Origin of the sequence: Paenibacillus sp. YN15, from assembly GCF_003285005.1 — a bacterium.
Lineage (GTDB): Bacteria > Bacillota > Bacilli > Paenibacillales > NBRC-103111 > Paenibacillus_AR.
In genome coordinates this window covers 50279-68990 of the sequence record NZ_QMFA01000002.1, presented here as the reverse complement: position 1 = coordinate 68990, position 18712 = coordinate 50279, and the positions used below count along the sequence as shown (strand labels likewise).

The 18712-nt window shown below is 54.0% G+C and carries 12 protein-coding genes; 1 reads left to right on the top strand and 11 read right to left on the bottom strand.

Annotated features, from left to right (window positions below; genetic code table 11):
- Nucleotides 1-1045: 1045 nt before the first annotated feature.
- From hepB to DQG13_RS02245, 11 genes are all read right to left on the bottom strand, one after another.
- Entirely contained in the window at nucleotides 1046-5437 is a 4392-nt protein-coding gene (hepB, locus tag DQG13_RS02295) for a heparin/heparin-sulfate lyase HepB (protein WP_113017852.1), read from the bottom strand.
- 211 nt (nucleotides 5438-5648) lie between these two features.
- The gene (locus DQG13_RS02290) at nucleotides 5649-7226 is read right to left on the bottom strand and encodes a type 2 periplasmic-binding domain-containing protein (RefSeq protein WP_113017850.1); all 1578 of its coding nucleotides are present in this window, start codon (nucleotides 7224-7226) and stop codon (nucleotides 5649-5651) included.
- A gap of 75 nt (nucleotides 7227-7301) precedes the next feature.
- Entirely contained in the window at nucleotides 7302-8186 is an 885-nt protein-coding gene (locus tag DQG13_RS02285; protein WP_113017847.1) for a carbohydrate ABC transporter permease, read from the bottom strand.
- A 10-nt stretch (nucleotides 8187-8196) separates the two neighbouring features.
- Entirely contained in the window at nucleotides 8197-9168 is a 972-nt protein-coding gene (locus DQG13_RS02280) for an ABC transporter permease (protein ID WP_258525416.1), read from the bottom strand.
- A gap of 138 nt (nucleotides 9169-9306) precedes the next feature.
- On the bottom strand, nucleotides 9307-11637 hold the full coding sequence (locus tag DQG13_RS02275; RefSeq protein ID WP_113017845.1) for a helix-turn-helix domain-containing protein: 2331 nt from the start codon (nucleotides 11635-11637) through the stop codon (nucleotides 9307-9309).
- A 77-nt stretch (nucleotides 11638-11714) separates the two neighbouring features.
- The gene (locus DQG13_RS02270) at nucleotides 11715-12740 is read right to left on the bottom strand and encodes a sialidase family protein (RefSeq protein ID WP_113017843.1); all 1026 of its coding nucleotides are present in this window, start codon (nucleotides 12738-12740) and stop codon (nucleotides 11715-11717) included.
- Between the two features lie 285 nt (nucleotides 12741-13025).
- Entirely contained in the window at nucleotides 13026-14291 is a 1266-nt protein-coding gene (locus DQG13_RS02265; RefSeq protein ID WP_113017841.1) for an alpha-L-fucosidase, read from the bottom strand.
- A gap of 202 nt (nucleotides 14292-14493) precedes the next feature.
- Nucleotides 14494-15249: an RNA polymerase sporulation sigma factor SigF gene (gene sigF, locus DQG13_RS02260; RefSeq protein WP_113017839.1), complete on the bottom strand. Its 756-nt coding sequence runs from the start codon at nucleotides 15247-15249 to the stop codon at nucleotides 14494-14496.
- Between the two features lie 12 nt (nucleotides 15250-15261).
- Nucleotides 15262-15711 carry an anti-sigma F factor gene (gene spoIIAB, locus DQG13_RS02255; RefSeq protein WP_113017837.1) on the bottom strand — a complete coding sequence of 150 codons (450 nt, stop codon included), beginning with the start codon at nucleotides 15709-15711 and terminating at the stop codon, nucleotides 15262-15264.
- Nucleotides 15708-16061 carry an anti-sigma F factor antagonist gene (spoIIAA, locus tag DQG13_RS02250; protein ID WP_113017835.1) on the bottom strand — a complete coding sequence of 118 codons (354 nt, stop codon included), beginning with the start codon at nucleotides 16059-16061 and terminating at the stop codon, nucleotides 15708-15710. The genes spoIIAB and spoIIAA overlap by 4 nt, the downstream gene beginning before the upstream one ends.
- Before the next feature lie 157 nt (nucleotides 16062-16218).
- Nucleotides 16219-17394: a D-alanyl-D-alanine carboxypeptidase family protein gene (locus tag DQG13_RS02245; RefSeq protein ID WP_113017833.1), complete on the bottom strand. Its 1176-nt coding sequence runs from the start codon at nucleotides 17392-17394 to the stop codon at nucleotides 16219-16221.
- A 172-nt stretch (nucleotides 17395-17566) separates the two neighbouring features.
- On the opposite strand from DQG13_RS02245, the gene namA reads away from it, so the two are divergent.
- Nucleotides 17567-18589: an NADPH dehydrogenase NamA gene (gene namA / locus DQG13_RS02240; RefSeq protein WP_113017831.1), complete on the top strand. Its 1023-nt coding sequence runs from the start codon at nucleotides 17567-17569 to the stop codon at nucleotides 18587-18589.
- Nucleotides 18590-18712 lie beyond the last annotated feature (123 nt).

The following is an 18712-nucleotide window of genomic DNA, read 5'->3' as shown; positions in this document are numbered from 1 at the left end:
CAATATGGCTAAATATGTTTCTCTTTTATTTTATGCTCTTCTATCTCACGGCAATACTTAGAAAGCCTATTCCGCAATCAAATCATGAAAGCTGATTCTGGGCTCGTGGTATAAGTAGTGAACGCGATTGTGAAACCAGGAAGAGGCGTTCAAGATAGATCAGCCAAACGCAAAAAGCCGCAGAGCCTGGCGGAACGGTCCGGGCAAATAACAGAATACTCTGCTTCTTCTCTTCCGTCAACTGCTGGATGAGCTTTCTGGAAAGACAGACTTTCTTCATGAATAGCGCGTTCGCCATGCTTTTTCGCTAAAATCCACCTTTTTTTCTCCCCCGCGGACTCACGATCCGTTAAATCTGAAAAAGCGGGGGATTCCAGACTTCTGGAGCAAAATAGCGGAACGTCTAGCCGCTTCCCGCAGGGCAATCGCATTAGTCCAAGGTAGAGGAAGCGCAGAAACCGGATTTTCATATCCAGCTTTTGTGTGCGTCAGAAGGACAAAACCTTCCCGAATGTCCGTTGGAAAGTGGACATTGCGGCTATAGCGGTCACTCCAGGATACACGTCTATATATAGTTGTTGAACATCGTTTGTTTCCCGTATATTGTGTTTTATGAGCAAAGTAGGGGAGTAGAGAGCTACTCTGCTCATGTCCACTGTATGAAAGACAAAATTCGCAAAATGTCTACTGTGAAGGAACAAAACCACAGCACAACCACGTTAGAAACGCATAGGGGCATGTTTCGTACAAAGTCTAATGCAATTGCCCTGCCGCTTCCGATATATACTTTCTGTGACTTTGAGAAAGGGCTCTCCTTCCTCCGAATTATATACTGATATGTCAAAAAAAGAAATGACATAGGTTCATGTCATTTCTCCAGAATAAATACGAAAGCTTCATAACTTCCGTCAAATCAGAATCGGCAGCGCTTGGCCGTGAGTCATGGGTCCCTATGAGAAGCCTGCGGGGAAGGGAATGATCTATGATGCAAGCTGCGGCAACTTGTGCCCATCAGCCTTCCGCCCCGGACGGATGCCAGCCCTCCTTACGGTACCTGCGGAGCTCCAATGTACACCTCCGTTATGGAGTTCCATAATGAAGAATCGTTGCCGTAGCCCACGATCCTGACATACCGTGCCGACACTTCCGGAATCATCTGGAATTCGAGCTGCTCGGTCTGTCCACTGCTCGCTCCATTGAACATCTCCACCCAGCTCTCGCCATCGGTGGACACCTCAAGCTTATAATAGCTCCTGCGGGATTTGCCCTGATACCAGGCAATCCCCACTGCATTAATTACCGTTTCCCCGCCGAGATCGAAGCGAATCCATTTCCCCAGTCCTTCGGCGGACCATCTGTTTTCGGGGACGATTTCACCGTCAATGGTATAATACGGATTGGTTGTATCATCATCGGTTGAGATGACCTCCATCACCTCCAGCTGCCGTACATGCTCCCCCGGTGTGGTCACAGGCAGCGGAGTCAGTATCACCTTTTGCGCATAATAGTTCCACGTATAGCTGAAGCCGAGTTTTTGTGCCACATCCCGCAGAGGCACATACAACTGATCTGCGGCAAAGTATGGGGCGGCTTCCAACCCATAAGCTCCATCATGGGCAACCGCCGCTGCCGAGCCAGGCGTCATCGCAACAAAACTGCCTCCCCTGACTGCAGTCCATGTTTGGGTTGCCATATCCCAATTAGTGGTTATTCCCATTGCTGCAAATACACTTTGGTCTGCTGCCATGATGGCATCTCCTTGCCGCTGCGGCTTTACAGCCTGCGGCAGAATATCCCCATCCACTTCTATAGCAACCGTCACATCTGGTACAGATTCCGGCGTATCACCGGCAGGAGGCTCAGGCAACGGCAATGTCCGTTGTCCGGAGCGGCGGATGACGTAATCGCCCTCATCCGCTTCAAAATACAGCGTCCCGCTCTCCACAGCCACCTCGTACTCCACTTCCCCTTCCACTCCATTGCGGTCGATCCGCCAATAGCCCGCGGGCATATCCGTGAGCAATACCTTCCATTTGGCATCCGCAACAAAACCGTCCGTCTCTCCTCCTGCCGTATCGTAGACACTGCCGTATACACTGAGGGACACCGTATCGCCAAGGAGCTGACCCGAACGGGAGAAATAAACCAGCCGGTCCGCGATGCGCGCCCCGACCATGCCGTCCGTCAGCAACCGCTGTGCAGAGAGCTCCCCGGTAGAGCCTGCGTCCGCTACCTGCATCACATTGAGAAACTCATCCGTGGCCGATGGAGCAACAGGAGAAGCTTGGATGCGCCAGCCCTTGCCTTCATCGGAGGTCAGTCCTGCATAATAGGGACTTTCATCGAAGTTCTGGCCGAATACGAAAAACTCCTGCCCTGGTCCGCCTATCTTCTCCATTTGCAGATTGCCGGCCTCGGGCAGCAGCGTTTCATTGATCAATCGTCCCCCGTAATCCTGCGTCGTCCGCTCAACAACCGTCTTCCCGTTGTTCACCTGAGGTTCCTCTACACTGTGCAGCAGCCAATATTTACGGAAATCGGGATTCGCTGCGGTAATCGTGTCATATACCACAAGGGCGGCAGGATGGCCGGGCTGGTCCAAATTGAGGAATACGAAGGACCGTTTGTAATCCTCGACCTTCTCCGAATAAGCCTGTGTCAGATCCCCCTTTAAATAACTGTATAAGGGGCGCGCAGGGTCGGGGCCAAAGCCGTAAGCATCCACTTCCGCGGTTTGGTAACCCTTTGTTTCCAGAATCTGCTGGGTCTTAGGCTCCACCCGGTTGTTCGGCAACCTTTGCCCGCCGTCATTGACAACCTGCTGTCCCGAACCGCCCATCAGAAATTGCTCATTCGGGTCATACACAAGCACGGAATTATGGGCAATCGTCCGCTTGTTATAGTTATTGTCATGGGCCGAGCCATAACCGCCGCCCACTCCCTGGTAGATGCCGGAGTCATTCGCAAGAATCCCCTTGTAATATAATTGGAAATGGCCTGCGTCCAGATGCTGGTGATTGGAGTAGTTGTACACCCCAACCTTCATCTCGGCCACAACCGCCGGGGACTCCACGCCCCCGCCCCAGCCGGTGCGGGCCAGCATCACCCCTGCCGGTTCAGCGAAGTAGCGGGTTAACGGCAAATCCTCCAGGGATTGGCCCTTCAGCTCGGGATCATTGAATAGAATGAACCAGATGGGGCTGATGGGCGTAATCGTAGTCCCATTAAGAGGATACTGGCGCATTAACTCCCCTTTCAGATAAGGGTCCTGATAATAATTGGCGCTTAGGAGCAGAGCCAGAGGATACGTCCAATACTGGCCGAAGCGGAAGTCCCGGCTGTAATTGGAATCTCCGTCACGCAGCAGCTGTCCGTCCGGGCGGCGCGAGTACAAGTAACTGTACAGCGTATACTGCTGCTCCCGGCTGAACAGATCTCCATAGCCCATACGGTTATAAATCCAGGAGGCGAACATTTCCCAGGTATACCGGTAATGGCCGTAGGAATCCCCCTGCGGAGCATAATGGGACGGATAGAGGAAGTTGCGGGCATCAATGAATTCGGAGAAAATCCTTCCTGCGGCCATCTCATACATGCGCGGCTGTTCGTCGTAGATCGCCACCCCCGCCCCCAGCAAATCCCTTAATATCTGTGCCTCACTGCTATGGGAGGTCAAGGCTCCGTCCCGGACAGGCGGATATCCCGCTTCCATTTTTGTTGCAAACCTCTCCATCTTGTCGATAATCGCCTGTTTATCCTCCTGGCTCAGCAAGCTGTAGCACCAGTCATAGACAATCCCCGCTGTGATGATGATTTCCCCGAAATTGCGGGTTGCGCCCGCTTCATTGGCAAAGGAAACAGTGGCCAACACATTGCGGGCCATCGCGATGGCCTCGCGGCCCGTCTGGCTGTTCCCTCCCAGCAGATAGAGCAGCGCCTTCGCTTGAATAGCACGGATTACCGCCGCATTGTAGTTAGTGCCCTGGGGCGCAGGCTCCGGCAGAATGCCATTCGTCGGATACTCCGCATCGTCGAGAATCTGCTGCCAGGCAGCGGCCATCTCCGGCTTGGCCAGATTGGCCTGTATAAGCGGCACATGCTGTCCGCGGACGAACAGTCGCGGATGTTCCGGAGGAGGGGTAACAGAAGGCGCCGGATAAGGATTGACCAATTCTCCGATGGGAGCTGTGGCCTCGTCAACGAGCAGGAAATAATGGAATTTCACCCCGATTTCCCGATGCTTGATGCCGATGCTGTGCTCGCCTGCCCCCAATTGGTAGGTTTTTACCGTTTGCAGCACCCACTCGGATGAAACAACCGCATTCACAGCCTGCTCCGGCCCCCCATCCAGTGAGACATAGTACGAGTTTTGTCCTCCTGATGGTGTAATGACTCTCGCTTTAAGCACATATTTGCCGGGAACCGAAATATTCACCCGGTATTTGGCCGTTGGCTGACTCAATTGGGACGGATCGTCCAGCCGTGGCGTTCCCGCAGGAGTCACAATATAAGCCTCTGCCGATGCGGCCGGATCACTCATGACCCGCATGGGCAATCTTATGGTTCCCTCCTCCGCCTCCAGCTTCAGCTCCCCTGCTTCCGGCATCTCATGAACAGGGGGCCGAGGAGGCTCAGGAGTGGGCAACGGCTCCATCAATCCCGGCTCCACTGTGACAAAATCAATATGCCAGATTCCGCTGTTCTTGCCCGTATCGAACCGGAGCTTATTGATCTGGCTTCCGTTAAAGCCTTCATACAAGGGAAGCCCGCTCATGCGGTACTGATCCCGCTCCAGCACTCCGTTATATGAGGGATTGATTCCCGATATGCCCTCGAAGAGATCCGCTTGCAGCACCACATCATAGGTTCTGGCATCCATATTGACCAGCATCGTCACTTTGTACCACACTTCGGGCTGCACATAATACCCGGTCTTCGGTACCGGCAGATTCGTTGAACCGTTGATGCCAATGGCCATCTGTCCGCTGGTGCCGGAAGCGAGCTTCGCGGCAATATCGCTGCCCCCGTACAGCATCATATTAAAGGTGTTGTAGCCTGTACCTACAGGTGTCCATTTGAAGCGCGAGCTGACGGTAAAGCTATCCGTCTGCGGGGTGAAGCTGCGAACGGCAACAGGCCCCCGGGATATGGAGCTGTCCGCGTAGGTATCCTCCAGCCGCAAGCTGCGGTTGCCGCCGCCGGGGACATCGGCAACGGTGATTGTTCCTGTGTTTTCCCCGTTCACAGCCGTCGTCATCTGCCATCCGCCGCCACTCTCTTTTATACCCGCCGGTTCATTGTCGAACAGGTCATAAACCAACGGCGCCGCCGCCCCATTGGCAAGGGCATAGCCTGGATGCACCGGTACAGCAGCAATTCCTGTTAGCAAGGCAACAGCTGCCCATAAAGCCAGCATGCGTTTTGCAATCGCTTTCATAATTCTTCCCCTTTCATGCTATAGTTTCAGCCTGCCGGGAGCGGTTGCTCCCGGCAGGCCGGTAAAACCTGATCTGCTACCCTGAAATAACACTGGTCCTTGCCGCAGGCCGGATGGTGTTATGGAAGCCTCGAAACCGGCAAAGCCGGTTTGAGGGCCTCTCCGACATTTCATCGGTCTAAAGGTGCGGCGGGAAACGCAGCATGGATCGCTATTTGGCAAAACGCCCATAGGCATCGTTGTATGCCTTCAGCACCTCGTCCATTCCCATCTCCTTTAACCGGGCAATATAATTAGCGAAATTGGGCTCCACCAGTTCGGCTCCCATAATCCATCTTTGTTCCGTCTCCTTGATATACGTATCAATCGAGGCCCACTTTTGCGTGACAATCTTCTGCTCTTCCTCTGTGAAGGTGAGTTGCGGGAATTGGGGCACAATATACTGATTGTCCACATACATCTTGGTGCCTTCACGGGCTATGGGATTCATCCATTGGTAATTGTTATCCAGGCTGTTCAGCACACCAATTTGAATCTGGGCGCCAACATCCTCCATCTGCTTATTGACCGGAACGGGATTGTTCAGCACGGCGTCGGTAATAACCGGCTTGCCGTCCTTCATGGTGTAATGCTGGCCCTCCAGTCCAAAGTTGTTCAGTCTGCGGCCTTCCTCCGTAAACCAGAAGTCAAAATACTTGATGGTCTCCACCGGATGCTTGTTGGCGGCCGATATGCCCCAGCCGATGCCGGCCAGCGGGTAAACACCCGATTCCTCCATCACCTTGCCGTTGACATTGGCGGGTGGAGCAAAGGGCAGCAGTTGAATGCCCGGCACCTTCTCCTTCAGCGAATCGTTGTAGGAGGCCGTACTGCCAAAATAATCGTGAATCGAGCCGCCGACATCGCTTCCGAGCAGCGCTTCTCTGGCATTGCTTCCCCGGGTGAAAATTTCCTTGTCGATCAGACCCTCCTTGTACCACTTGGCAATTTGGGTCATCCCGTAGCCGTATTCCTTCTCGTACTTGCCGTAGTGCACCTTGCCGTCCTTCTCGTACCAACCGCTCCGGGCACCGAATAATGGAAGCAAGTCCATGGCTCCATAATTGCCGCGGTTGAAAAACGGCACCTCGTCTGCCTTGCCGTTGCCGTTCGGGTCCTGCTCCTTGAACGCCTTGAGCACCCGGTAATACTCGTCAACGGTTTTGGGATAATCCAGGCCCAGCTTATCAAGCCAATCCTTGCGGATAAAATAGCCCTTCGCCGCAATCAGCTCACTGACATATGGCACGAAATAAAGCTTGCCGTCCGCCGCCTCCGATCCCTTCTTTACCCAAGGATTATCCTGGATGTACTGCTTCAAATGGGGAGCATGCTTGTCAATCAGATCGTCCAGCGCTATGAAGGCTCCGTCAAGCGCCGCTTTATTGATATCTGCCTTCTGCCCGTGAATGATGTCCGGCAGATTGCCCGAGGCCAGCATGATGTTGAATACTTCCTTGCTCTTCGTCGCGCTTTGCGGAGCCTTGCCCTTCAATTTAATATTGGTCAGATCTGCGGCCTTTTGGAAGATGGGCCACTCATCCTTGAATGCGAGTAGATCGAAATAGTGCAAATGAATTGACAGCTCCAGCGGTTCATCCACAATCCGGAAGGGATGCCCGGCAGCGGAACTGGGACTTACTCCGGGCTGGGTTGCCGCAGCCTCTTCCTTTCCCCCCGAGCAGCCTGCTGCGGTGACGGCCAGAAGAGCGGCCAATGTAGCCATCGTCCATTTCTGTGCATGTTTCATGTGTGAAAACCTCCCCAATGTATAATTCAGCTTCCTGCTCTGATCCAACTTTATCGGCCTCCAAGACAATCACAACTACTCCTTGATTGCCCCTACAATCATTCCTTTTACAAAATATCCCTGGATAAACGGATACACCAGCACCACCGGCAGAATAGATACAATAATCGTGGCATAGATAATCGTTTCCTTCGAGATCCCGGCGGCAATATCTCCCACGTTCAGCATCTCCTCAGTCAGCTTCATCTCCACAATCAGCTTGCGAAGCAACACCTGAAGCGGCAGCTTCGACTCATCCTGCAGCATAATCATTGACCAGAAGTAGGAATTCCACCGGCCCACCGCATAGAACAACCCGATGGTCGTCAGCGATGGAACCGAGAGGGGCAGATAGATCCGCCACAGCACCTGCCAATCGTTTGCCCCATCCACCTTGGCCGCTTCTTCAAGAGCCTCCGGCACCGACTGGAAGAAGGTCCTCATCAGGAAGACATAGAAGGTGGAGACAGCAAAAGCAATAATGACGCCCAGGCGTGAATCCAGCAGCCCGAAATCCCTCAGATTCAGGTAAAAGGGGATCATCCCGAACGAGCCGGACATATTGATAAACAAGGTAACGGCAATCAGCATACTGACCGCTCCGCCCAAAGCCAGTCTTCTCTTGGACAAGGGATAGGCGCCCAACACGGTGAACAGCAGATTAACCAGCGTACCCACAAGGGTATAAAATACCGTATTGGCATAGGCCAGCCATATTCCTTTCTGTGAAATTACCTTTTGGTACGCGTTAAGGGTCATTTCCTTGGGCAGAAGCACCACTTCCCCTGAAGCAACGGCCGCAGAAGAACTCAACGACGCGGACAATACGTATACAAACGGATACAGCGTCAACAACGCCAGAATGGCGAGGAATCCATAATTCACAATGCGGAATTGCTTCTCTCCTCTGGATATATTCATCTTCTCTCACCTACCACAATCCGGATTGGGTAAATCTTCTGCTGAGCTTATTGGCCCCGTAGACGAGGATCAAGCCGATAGCCGCATTGAACACCCCTACTGCAGTTGCCAGATCATAACGTCCCTCCTGCATGCCGGCGCGGTACACGTAGGTGCTGATTACATCTGCGGTCGCATATGTTGCCGGCTGGTACAGCAGAATAATATTTTCGTAGCTTACATCCATCAGATGTCCGATCTTCAGCAGCAGCATAATGATTACAGTGGGCAGAATGCCCGGCAGCGTAATATGCAGCGTCTGCTTCCAGCGGTTTGCCCCGTCAATGACAGCGGCTTCATAAAGTTGTCCGTTAATGCCAGACAGCGCCGCCAGATAAATGATGGAATCGAAGCCCGCCTCCTTCCAGATGTCGAAGGACAGGACATAGATGGTCCGAAAGTAATCCGGAATCGTAAGGAAATAGGTCTTCTCTCCGCCCATTCTCTCGATCAGCAAATTAATGAGTCCATGCTCAGGCGCAAGAAAATTGGTCACGATTCCCGCCACAATAACGCTGGAAATAAAGTGAGGCAGATACGTGAAGGTCTGCACGATTTTGCGGAACAAAAGATGCTTTGCTTCATTCAGCAGCAGCGCCAGTATAATGGGAGCGGGGAAGGCAAACAGCAGTCCGTATACATTGAGTATCACTGTATTCTTCAAATTGCGGATAAAATAAGGACTGGTTAGAAACTCCCGAAAATGAGCAAGCCCCATCCATTCGCTGGCGTGAATGCCACGGTACAAGCTGTAATCCTTGAAAGCGATCTGCAAGCCGTACATGGGCTTGAATTGAAACAAAAAGAACCACAGGATAAAAGGAATGAGCATGAGATACAGGTGCTTCTCTTTCACCGCATCATGCTTCATGACAGACCACCAAACCGCTTTCCGTGGCTGGGCAATCTGCTTCGCAGATTTGGAAGATATCATTTTCAGCATGCTTGAGCCCCCCAGATGAGTGATATTGCAGCTCTAATGTATCAGCCGCGGGGGGCGTAATATACAGACATCTTCTACGAAATGACAGACAAATTCACCACTTGCATCAAAATCTACACTTCCCGCCAACCGATTCCCTTACTGCTTCTTGGTGTATTGCCCCGGTGGAATATTCTCGTATTTTTTGAACGCCCGCGTAAAGGTGATCGTGTTATTGCAGCCTACCAGCCGGGCCACCTCGCCTACCGTAAGATCAGGATTAATGTGCATATATTCCTTGGCCCTGCTGACCCTGTATTGATTGAGATAATCCCGGAAATTGCTGCCTGTATAATTCTTGAAGATGGTGCTGATGTAATTCGGAGTAAGCTGGAAGGCTTCGGACAAATCGGTCAGGGAAATATCCTGGGCGTAATGGTCATGGATGTAACTGACCATCCGCTCGACAATGGGCTCATCCGTGCGGTGGACATCTTGTCCAATAGCGTCGGCCAGCCTTTCGAAGCAGCTGAGTATTGGCCCAAACTCTGTTGGGGGGCCCTCCGGTTCCGGTCTCGCCAATTCATCGGGAGAGCAGTCCCCGCCGTATATTTCATCCCACTTCTTGTTGACCGCATGAAGCGTCCGCAGAACCGTTCCCAAGAGCAGCGTCCGCAGCTCTGCCAGAGCCACCTCGCTCAAGCGCTTCTCCTTCAGATTGAATTCCAGCACTTGCCTCAGCCTATTGATTGCCTCCTCCTTCCGGCCCTCGACCAGCATGCCGATAATCTGGCGTTCCGTCTCCAGGGAATAGCTAAGGGAGCCTTCGGCCTGTGATTGGGCTTCCGCTGAGGTAATGATGCTTTTGCCGGCAAACAGATGCCGCAGCTCCAATACATGCACCGCAGAGCGGTATGAGACCTCCAATTGGTCGAGATCATCCACCGCCTTGCCGAAGGCCGCTCTAACCGGCAATTCCAGCTCCTGCTTGATTGCAACAATGGCCTGTTGAACCAACGGCTGCAATTGCGCATCCTCCGCCTGCCGGACGATGACACAATACCGGTTATAGTCCAATTCCAGCAATCCTATCCGCAATTCCCTGTCAATATGCTTCTCCAGCAGTTCCATAATGCGGTGGCGAATAGCCGGAACAGCATCCTTCTTGTATAAGCTCATAATCGCGTCGGGAACAATCTCTGCCAGAAGAACGGCTGCGCCGCTCTCGGACGGTGCCAGCCCCAGCTCATGCTTGATCTTGTCAGGAGGAGGACGATGAGCGCCAAGCAGCAGATCCTGCATATACTTGTCTCTTAACGGAAGCCGGTATTGCTCTATGGTCAGCTGCAACTTCTCATTGGTCTGCAGCATCTTTGCCAGCTCCCGTTCAATAAAGGCAAATTCATCCCGCGACTCTGCGGCCTGGCCTGCTTTAAACAACGTAATCATCCGCCGGACCGGGTTATAGCTCGCCTTGGCGGCATATACGGCCAGCAGCAAGCCTGCCAGAGCAAGCGCGCCATAAACCAGCAGGGCTTCCCGGAGCAGCTTGCCGAAGGGCAATCTCTCCTCGGGAACCGCATATACGTACTGCCAGTCCTTCAATGCTTCCGAATAAAGACGGTGAATCGTATACCCGTTATGCCGGACCGTCTCCAATACACCATTGGCCTGTTCATCCCCGAACCGCCATCTCTGGTCGTCTCCTCCCGCATTCCCGTCCGTCTCCAATGAATCATGGTCTTCGGCAAGGTAGCTCTGGCTCTTCCTGGTCATGATCTCCTGAATGGACGATATTCCCTTATCCGATGCCGCGCCGGTGCTTGCCAGAAGCCACCCTCCATGAACGATGGCGAACGCTTCTCCCCCGGATTCCAACCATACCGGGAGCAACTGCCGTTCATAGAAGGAGACAAAGAAGAGCATCTCCTGATTCTCCACCCACTCCCGCCTGATAATGGTGAATACCGGCTGATCGGACTGAAGGCCTTCACTGGACAGAACGACGAACAACGTGCTGAAGGCACGGTCGCTTGCGACATAGCGTTGGAATCTCGCTGCCTCCTCGCCAACCAGACCGATTTGCTTAAAGAAATTTTCCTTGCTCTCCGTCCGGAGGGGAGTAATCACCATATCCTCCCCTGATTTGGCAACGCTTACAGTAAAGCCGAAATTAAAAAACGCGCTTGCGTCCTTCCTGAGCTGCGTGAATACTTGGGTAATCGGATAATGGCTGTTGGACGCATCCCTGGCATATGCAGCCAGCTTGTCATCCTCCTTCAACCGGTTAATCATGTCGAGAGAGACGTATAACGGCGTGTCAAGCTTCTCCTTCATTTGCCTCATAAACACCTGCTCCTTATGAGATCTGTCCAGGGCGGCCAACTCGCTGCTCTTGTAGATGAATATGCCTCCGGCAACCAGCGTATAGGTGAAAATGACGGCCAGGAAAATAATGAAGAGCTTCAAGTAATATTTGCTTCTGCGCATGATTGGTCTCCCTTGCCCAGGCTGGCAAGCCCCTTAAATCCTCAATTAAGGGGCTTGCAGTACAATAGAATGCGGCTTTATTGCCAATTGTCCTCCCTCATGCTGTATCCGCGGATTTGCGCCTTGGGAGCATCATCGACAATATAACTGACAATATAGATTTCCCCGTCATCAAACTGAATCCAGCCCGAGTATCCCAGGTCTGCCTCAGGATGCCTGTCGTAATCAATCGGAAAGATGCGGGCGGACTGCTGCTTCCGCTCTTTTGCCTTGAGCGAGTCCTGGGTGAGGAACGCTCCAAAGAAATTTTGTGCAGCGGTTCCGAACGTTCCGTCCCCCCCTTGCAGAAACCGGTATGTAACCAGCACTTGCCCGCTGTGCAGCAAACCGGCGGAAGGACGGTGGCATCCAGGCAGGGTCATGGGGTAAGGCCCCTCCCAGGTAAGCCCCTGGTCGCGGGACAAGCACTTGTAGGCATCCTTTCCGACGCCGGAGTTTTCTCTCATAATAGCCGCAATCACCCCATCCGGCAAGGGAAGAAGCGAAATTTCACATAGGTTAAGACCGGGCTCGCTTGCCACCGTCACCGGCCCCTTCCACGTTGCGCCGCTATTGTCCGAATACCAGAGCCGCTGCTCCAAATATCCGTGCCCGGGACTATACCAGTGAGCGCTGAGCAGCCAACGGCCGGAAGGAAGCTCACACAGCTTATCGGGGACAATGCCGCTGACCGGCGTTTCCACCGGACCCTCCCAGACCTCTCCCTCGGAATCCCCCAACCACAATACCACTTCTCCTTCCCTGGAGGCCAGACGGCGGTCAACCGCAATAACCAGCCGGCCGTCCCCCAGCTTGGAAATCCGTGCGCAGTTCCAGTACGGATACCCGTCTGTGCCTGCCGTCAATGGCCGCTTCGGCATCCAGGTTCTTCCCCTGTCCCCGCTGTCGGCAAGCATAATTCTTGTATAGGAGCGGTCATGATGATGCGTACATTCCGAAAACACGGCCACCAGCTTCCCGCTGTCTGTGAGCACCACATCAGGCCATGCCTCATAGATGGTATCATCGCGGCTCACGATAAAGGTTTCCAACTTGCTGATCATTGCTGATTCCCCCGTCTCATATCTGTCCTTTAAGTGAAATTCACTGTCACTATAGCACGGGGTCCCGGCAGGTGAAAACCGACTTTTTCTTCGATAAAGATAACAAAATCTCTAAACCGGCCCCTGATACCCGGAACGAGCACACTGAGCCTGGATTAGATAGCAATAACTTCCTCTTAATAAATGGAATATAACCAAAAAAACGCACAGCTCGATGCCGTGCGCTTCTCTTGCAATTATTCTCTTCCGCAAGCGGACACGGCTCCCTGCCTGCCAGAACCTACACTATTCACAACAGCTGCCGTCAAACTCCAGCTTGAGAACCATCACCTCGTCCTGCACCTCATTGACCGGAATGCCACGGATGCGCAGGTAAGGCTTTTCTCGCCAATACCAGGGGATCATCTCCACCTTCGCTTCAAGCGGAAGACCGTTATTCAACAAGGTGACGCTGGCCGGGAGGATATCCAGTGGCCTGAGAATCACCGCAGAGCTCTCCGGGTCCCGCCAGAGATGCACATAGACGGTATTGCCCCTTCGGGTGAGCAGCACCTGGTCCCGCTCTATCTTGCCCTGGGTTTCATCCATGAGGATTTCATCCTTGTGCACCATATCCGAGGCGGGGACTGTGTCTTGAAAGGCTTCCTTGACCTTATGATACCATGCCCCGATGCGGCGGAGGGTCTTCGCATTCTCTTCGGCGATGGAGCCATCCGGCTTGGGCCCTGCATTAAGCAGATAATTGCCCCCCATGGCCAGAATCTTGTCGATGCTCTGCATCAGGAACTTATCGGAGTAATAATCCTCATCTTGCTTATAGCCCCAGCTCTCCCGTCCGAGAGATTGGCAAGCCTCCGTCGGCTTCCTGAAGGCGCCTCCCGGGGGAACATGGCGCTCCGGGGTACTGTAATCTCCCGGTCCGGGGCCGCGGTCATTGATCAGAATGCCCGGCTGCAGGCTGCGAATCAGCTCATTGATTTCCGGGTCCTCATGCTCCGCCACATTCACATCCCAGAAAAATTGGTAGATGGGGCCGTAATTCGTACACAGCTCGCGGACCTGCTCCTTGACAAATTCGTAATACTTGTCCAGGTCCGGCTCGTCGCCGGGTCTCGGCCCGAACATCTCGTGATGCCGCCCCTGATTGGGATAGTGGGGATGATGCCAATCGGGGCATGAATAGTACAGGCTTAGCGGGAAGCTCCGTCTCCGGCAAGCCTCCGCCAATTCCTTCAGCACGTCTCTGCCGTACGGCGTATTCATCACGTTGTAGGCGGTCTGCCGCGTATTCCACATGCAGAAGCCGTCATGATGCTTGGTGGTGAAGCACAGATACTGCATGCCCGCCTCCTGCGCCAGATCCAGCCAGGCATCCGGATCGAAGCGCTCCGGATTGAATTGGTGCGCCAGCAACTCATAATCGGAGCGCTTCACCCCGCCACGCCACAGGATCTGCTCATGCCAGCCGGGGATAGCATAGAGTCCCCAGTGGATAAACAGCCCCAGCCTGCGTTCGAAGAACACATCTCTTGCATCCTTAAACCTCTTCATGCTTCCACTCCTTTGCTACACCTGCCATTAGTATAGCCAACAACCGGATGAACCGAAAGATTCAAAATCGACACTGGATAGCACAAAATCTACTTTCCTTTCCTATCCCGTTACATCTTTTTTTATCGGCCAAAATATCATTACCCAGTATGGAATTGGATAACCCTGCCCCATCGGCACAACGTGCAAAAAAACCAGACCGCTATTGCGCGATCTGGTTTTTGATGCTTTGCAGTATTTTCTTTTCCAGCCGCGAGACCTGGACCTGGGAGATGCCCAGGCGGGTGGCCACCTCGGACTGGGTCTGGTCCCGGTAGTACCGGAGGTAGACGATGAGCCGCTCCCGTTCGGACAGGCCGCCGATGGCCTCGTTCAGCGCCAGCTTCTCGAACCATTTCTCCTGGGTTTCGTCGGCGATCTGGTCCATCAGGGTGATGGGGTCCCCATCGTTCTCAAACACGGTCTCATGAATGGAGGATGGCGGCTTGTTGGCCTCTTGGGCAAAAACCACCTCTTCAGGCGTGATTCCCAGCTCATCCGCCACTTCCTTGACGGTGGGCAGCCGGCCGATGGTCTTGGACAGCTCATCCTTGATCTTGCGCACCTTATTGGCCAGCTCCTTCAGGGAGCGGCTGACCTTAAGAGTGCCGTCGTCCCGCAGGAAACGCTGGATTTCCCCGATGATCATGGGGACCGCGTAGGTAGAGAATTTCACGTCGTAGGACAAATCGAATTTGTCCACGGATTTCAGCAGCCCGATGCAGCCGATCTGAAACAGATCCTCCGCCTCGTAGCCCCGGTTCAGGAAGCGCTGCACCACGGACCAGACCAGACGGATGTTGCAGCTGACCAGGGTGTCCCGGGCAATGGTATCTCCGGACTGGCTCAAGGCGATGAGCCGTTTGACCTCACTGTCATCCAGATAAGTATGGGAGGCGTTCTTCAAATCCACATCCATAGATCAAACTCCCTAGTTGAACAAAGCTTTTTTGGATTCGATCCGCTTTGTCATAGTCACTGTCGTACCCTGGTTCACAATGGTTTCGACTTCCATTTGATCCATAAAATTCTCCATGATGGTAAAGCCCATCCCCGACCGCTCCAGCTCCGGCTTGGAGGTGTACAAGGGCTGCCGGGCCTGCTCCAGATCGGCAATGCCCGCCCCGCGGTCAGATACAGTAATGCGCACCATATCTCCATTGATTTCCGCGGAGATGGTCACCACCCCGTTGGGATCATTGTCGTAGCCGTGGATAATGGCATTGGTAACCGCTTCGGACACGACGGTCTTAATATCCGTCAGCTCATCCAGCGTCGGGTCCAGCTGCGAGACGAAGGCGGCAACCACAACCCGGGCGAAGCCCTCATTTTCCGAAATGCTGGCAAATTCAATCTTCATATGGTTGTGGAACTCGCTCATGATACGACCTCCAGACTGGAGATCGCTTGACGCTCGTTCTCCTTCACCGCCAGAATCTTGAACAGCCCGGACATTTCGAACAGCCGGTAGACGGAGGGGCTTACCTCGCAAAGCACCATCTTGCCGCCCTTCCCGGTTACCTGCTTGTAGCGTCCCAGAATGACGCCCAGGCCGGAGCTGTCCATAAACTTCAGGTCGCGGAGATTGACCACCACATGACTGGCATTCCCCCGGTTGATTGCCTCTTCCATCCGGTGCTTCACTGCATCAGCCGTATGGTGATCCAGCTCACCCTTGAGCCGGACAATAAGCGCCTTGCTGCCCTGCTCCATTTCCACATGTAGACTCATTATGTGCTCACTCCTCTATCTGGCATGTGAGACACATTCTACACCCAAGAAATGGATTCCTGCCTGCCGACAAAACTAGAAGAAAACAGTCAGAAAGCGCAACTGCCTTCTCCAAAAACAGGCAGGATTTGCGAAAGGACGGAAGACGGAGCAACTGCTAATCCAGGAAAAACAATCGGCCGGCCGTACGTTTCAGCATATCCCAGAACCCGGCCTCCGGTATATCCATAGGGGCCTCCACCGGGAATTCCGTCAGCTTCTGGTCGCCCTTGTAGACGATAATCTTGCCGATGGGGGTGCCTGCCGCAATAGGCGCCTTCAAGCCTTCATCCAGTTGCAGCTCGTGGCGGATGTCCTGGCCGGCTTCACCCTTTTTCAACAGCACGCTGTATTGATGCTGGGCGGTCAGCGGGAAGGTTTCCGGCTTGCCCTTTTTCACCCTTACATCGCCTAAAGCATCGCCGGTTTTAACGATCAGCTGGTTGGTGTATTGGGAGAAGGCGTAGTCAAAAAGCTTGGTGACCTCCGCATTGCGTGTTTTGGTATCCGGCTCCCCAAGAACCACTGATACCACGCGGAAATTCTCCCGTTTGGCCGTAGCGGACAGGCAGAACTTCGCCTCGCTGGTATAGCCGGTTTTCAAACCGTCGGCCCCCGGATAAAACCGCACCAGCTTGTTGGTGTTCACCAGCCAGAAGGGCTTTGCCGTATCCTTGCGGAGATAGTCCTGGTATTGGCTTGTAAATTGGGTAATGGCTTCATGCTTCAGCAGCTCCCGGGACATAATAGCGATATCCCGCGCCGTAGTGTAGTGATTCTCCGCAGGCAGTCCGTTGGGGTTGACGAAATGGGTGTTGTTCATCCCCAGCTCCTTGGCCCTGTCGTTCATCATCTGCACAAAGCCTTCCTCGGAGCCGCCGATTTTCTCGGCTACGGCCACAGAGGCGTCATTGCCGGAGGCCATGGCGATGCCCTTCAGCATATCCCGGACGGTCATTTCCTCCCCAACCTCGAGGAAAATCTGGGAGCCGCCCATAGAAGCGGCATATTCGCTGGTTCGCACCTTGTCATCCATGCCCAGCTTGCCCTGATCGATGGCTTCCATGGTCAGCAGCATGGTCATGATCTTGGTAATGCTGGCGGGTGGCAGCTTTTCGTCGGCATTCTTCTCAAAAATAACGGTGCCCGTATCCGCATCCATCAGAATGGAGGAGCGGGCATTGGGGCTAAGATCTACCGGGGCGGCCTGTTTCTCCTCGGCAAAAGCGTAAGGCATCATGATTCCAGCCAAAAGCAGACATACAAGTGTGGTCAAACCTATCTTTCTTGGCATCGGTTCTCAATTCCCTCCTAAAAAATGGTGCTTAAGCCTATCCTACTTACCAGTATCCCCCATTTCCGTGGAAGATATTCTCAATCTGCAAAATGCCGGCGGCAAAGTTGCACAATCCCCGGCAATGAATTACGATTAGTCGTATCGGATAACTTTATAAGGAGGCTTTTGCATGAGCTTGCTGTTTTCTCCCGCCATTGTGGGCGGAGTTGAGCTTAAGAACCGGATTGTCATGTCCCCCATGTGTATGTATTCCGTCACTGCGGAGGACGGCGTGGTCACCCCTTGGCATATCACTCATTATGCCAGCCGGGCCGTTGGCCAGGCAGGGCTGATCATCCTGGAGGCCACCGCCGTGCTGCCGGAGGGCCGCATCAGCCCCCGGGACCTGGGAATTTGGGACGATAGCCAGGTGCCCGGACTAACGGAGCTGGTTGCAGCGATCCATAGCTCCGGCGCCAAAGCGGGCATCCAGTTGGGCCATGCCGGCCGCAAAACCATGGCGGCGGACAAGGGTGTCGCCCCCTCTCCGCTGCCCTTCCCGGACATGCCTGTTCCGGAGGAGCTGACGGCCGAGGGAATTGCCGGAGTGATTGATGCTTTTGCCGCAGCGGCCCGAAGAGCGGTGCTGGCGGGTTTTGATGTGGTGGAGCTGCACGCCGCCCACGGGTATCTGTTGAGCGAGTTTTTGTCGCCGCTGGCCAACCACAGGCAGGACCACTATGGCGGCTCGAGGGAAAACCGGTTTGCCCTGCTCCGTCAGGTGATTGAGGCCGTGAAGCAGGAAAAGCCCGGGGCGCTGTTTGTGCGCATCTCCGCAGAGGAATATGCGCCGGGCGGCAATACCCGGGAGGACATTCTGTACTTCGCCCGGGAAATGAAGGCCTCGGGCGTAGATCTTATCGACACCAGTACAGGCGGAGTGGTGCTGGCGGATATCCGCTATTATCCGGGCTACCAGGTGCCGTATGCCGCCGATATCCGCAAGGAGACCGGCATTGCCACCGGGGCGGTGGGGCTGATCACTACCGGAACCCAGGCCGAGGAAATTCTGGCTGCCGGGCAAAGCGACCTGATTTTTATCGGCCGCAGCTTTTTGCGGGACCCCTATTGGCCCCGGACCGCTGCCGTGGAGCTGGGCCATAACATTCAGGCTCCCGCCCAATACGAACGGGGCTGGCACACAAGGGCATAAGCACCAGTGGAAGAATAGGCAGGCTGCGGCGCATGTTTTTGGGATAGCGGACAGGGATTGTCCGCTATTGGTGCGGGAGCCGGAGGGTTGCGGCCATAGCGGAAGGTCCCTTTCCGCTATGAG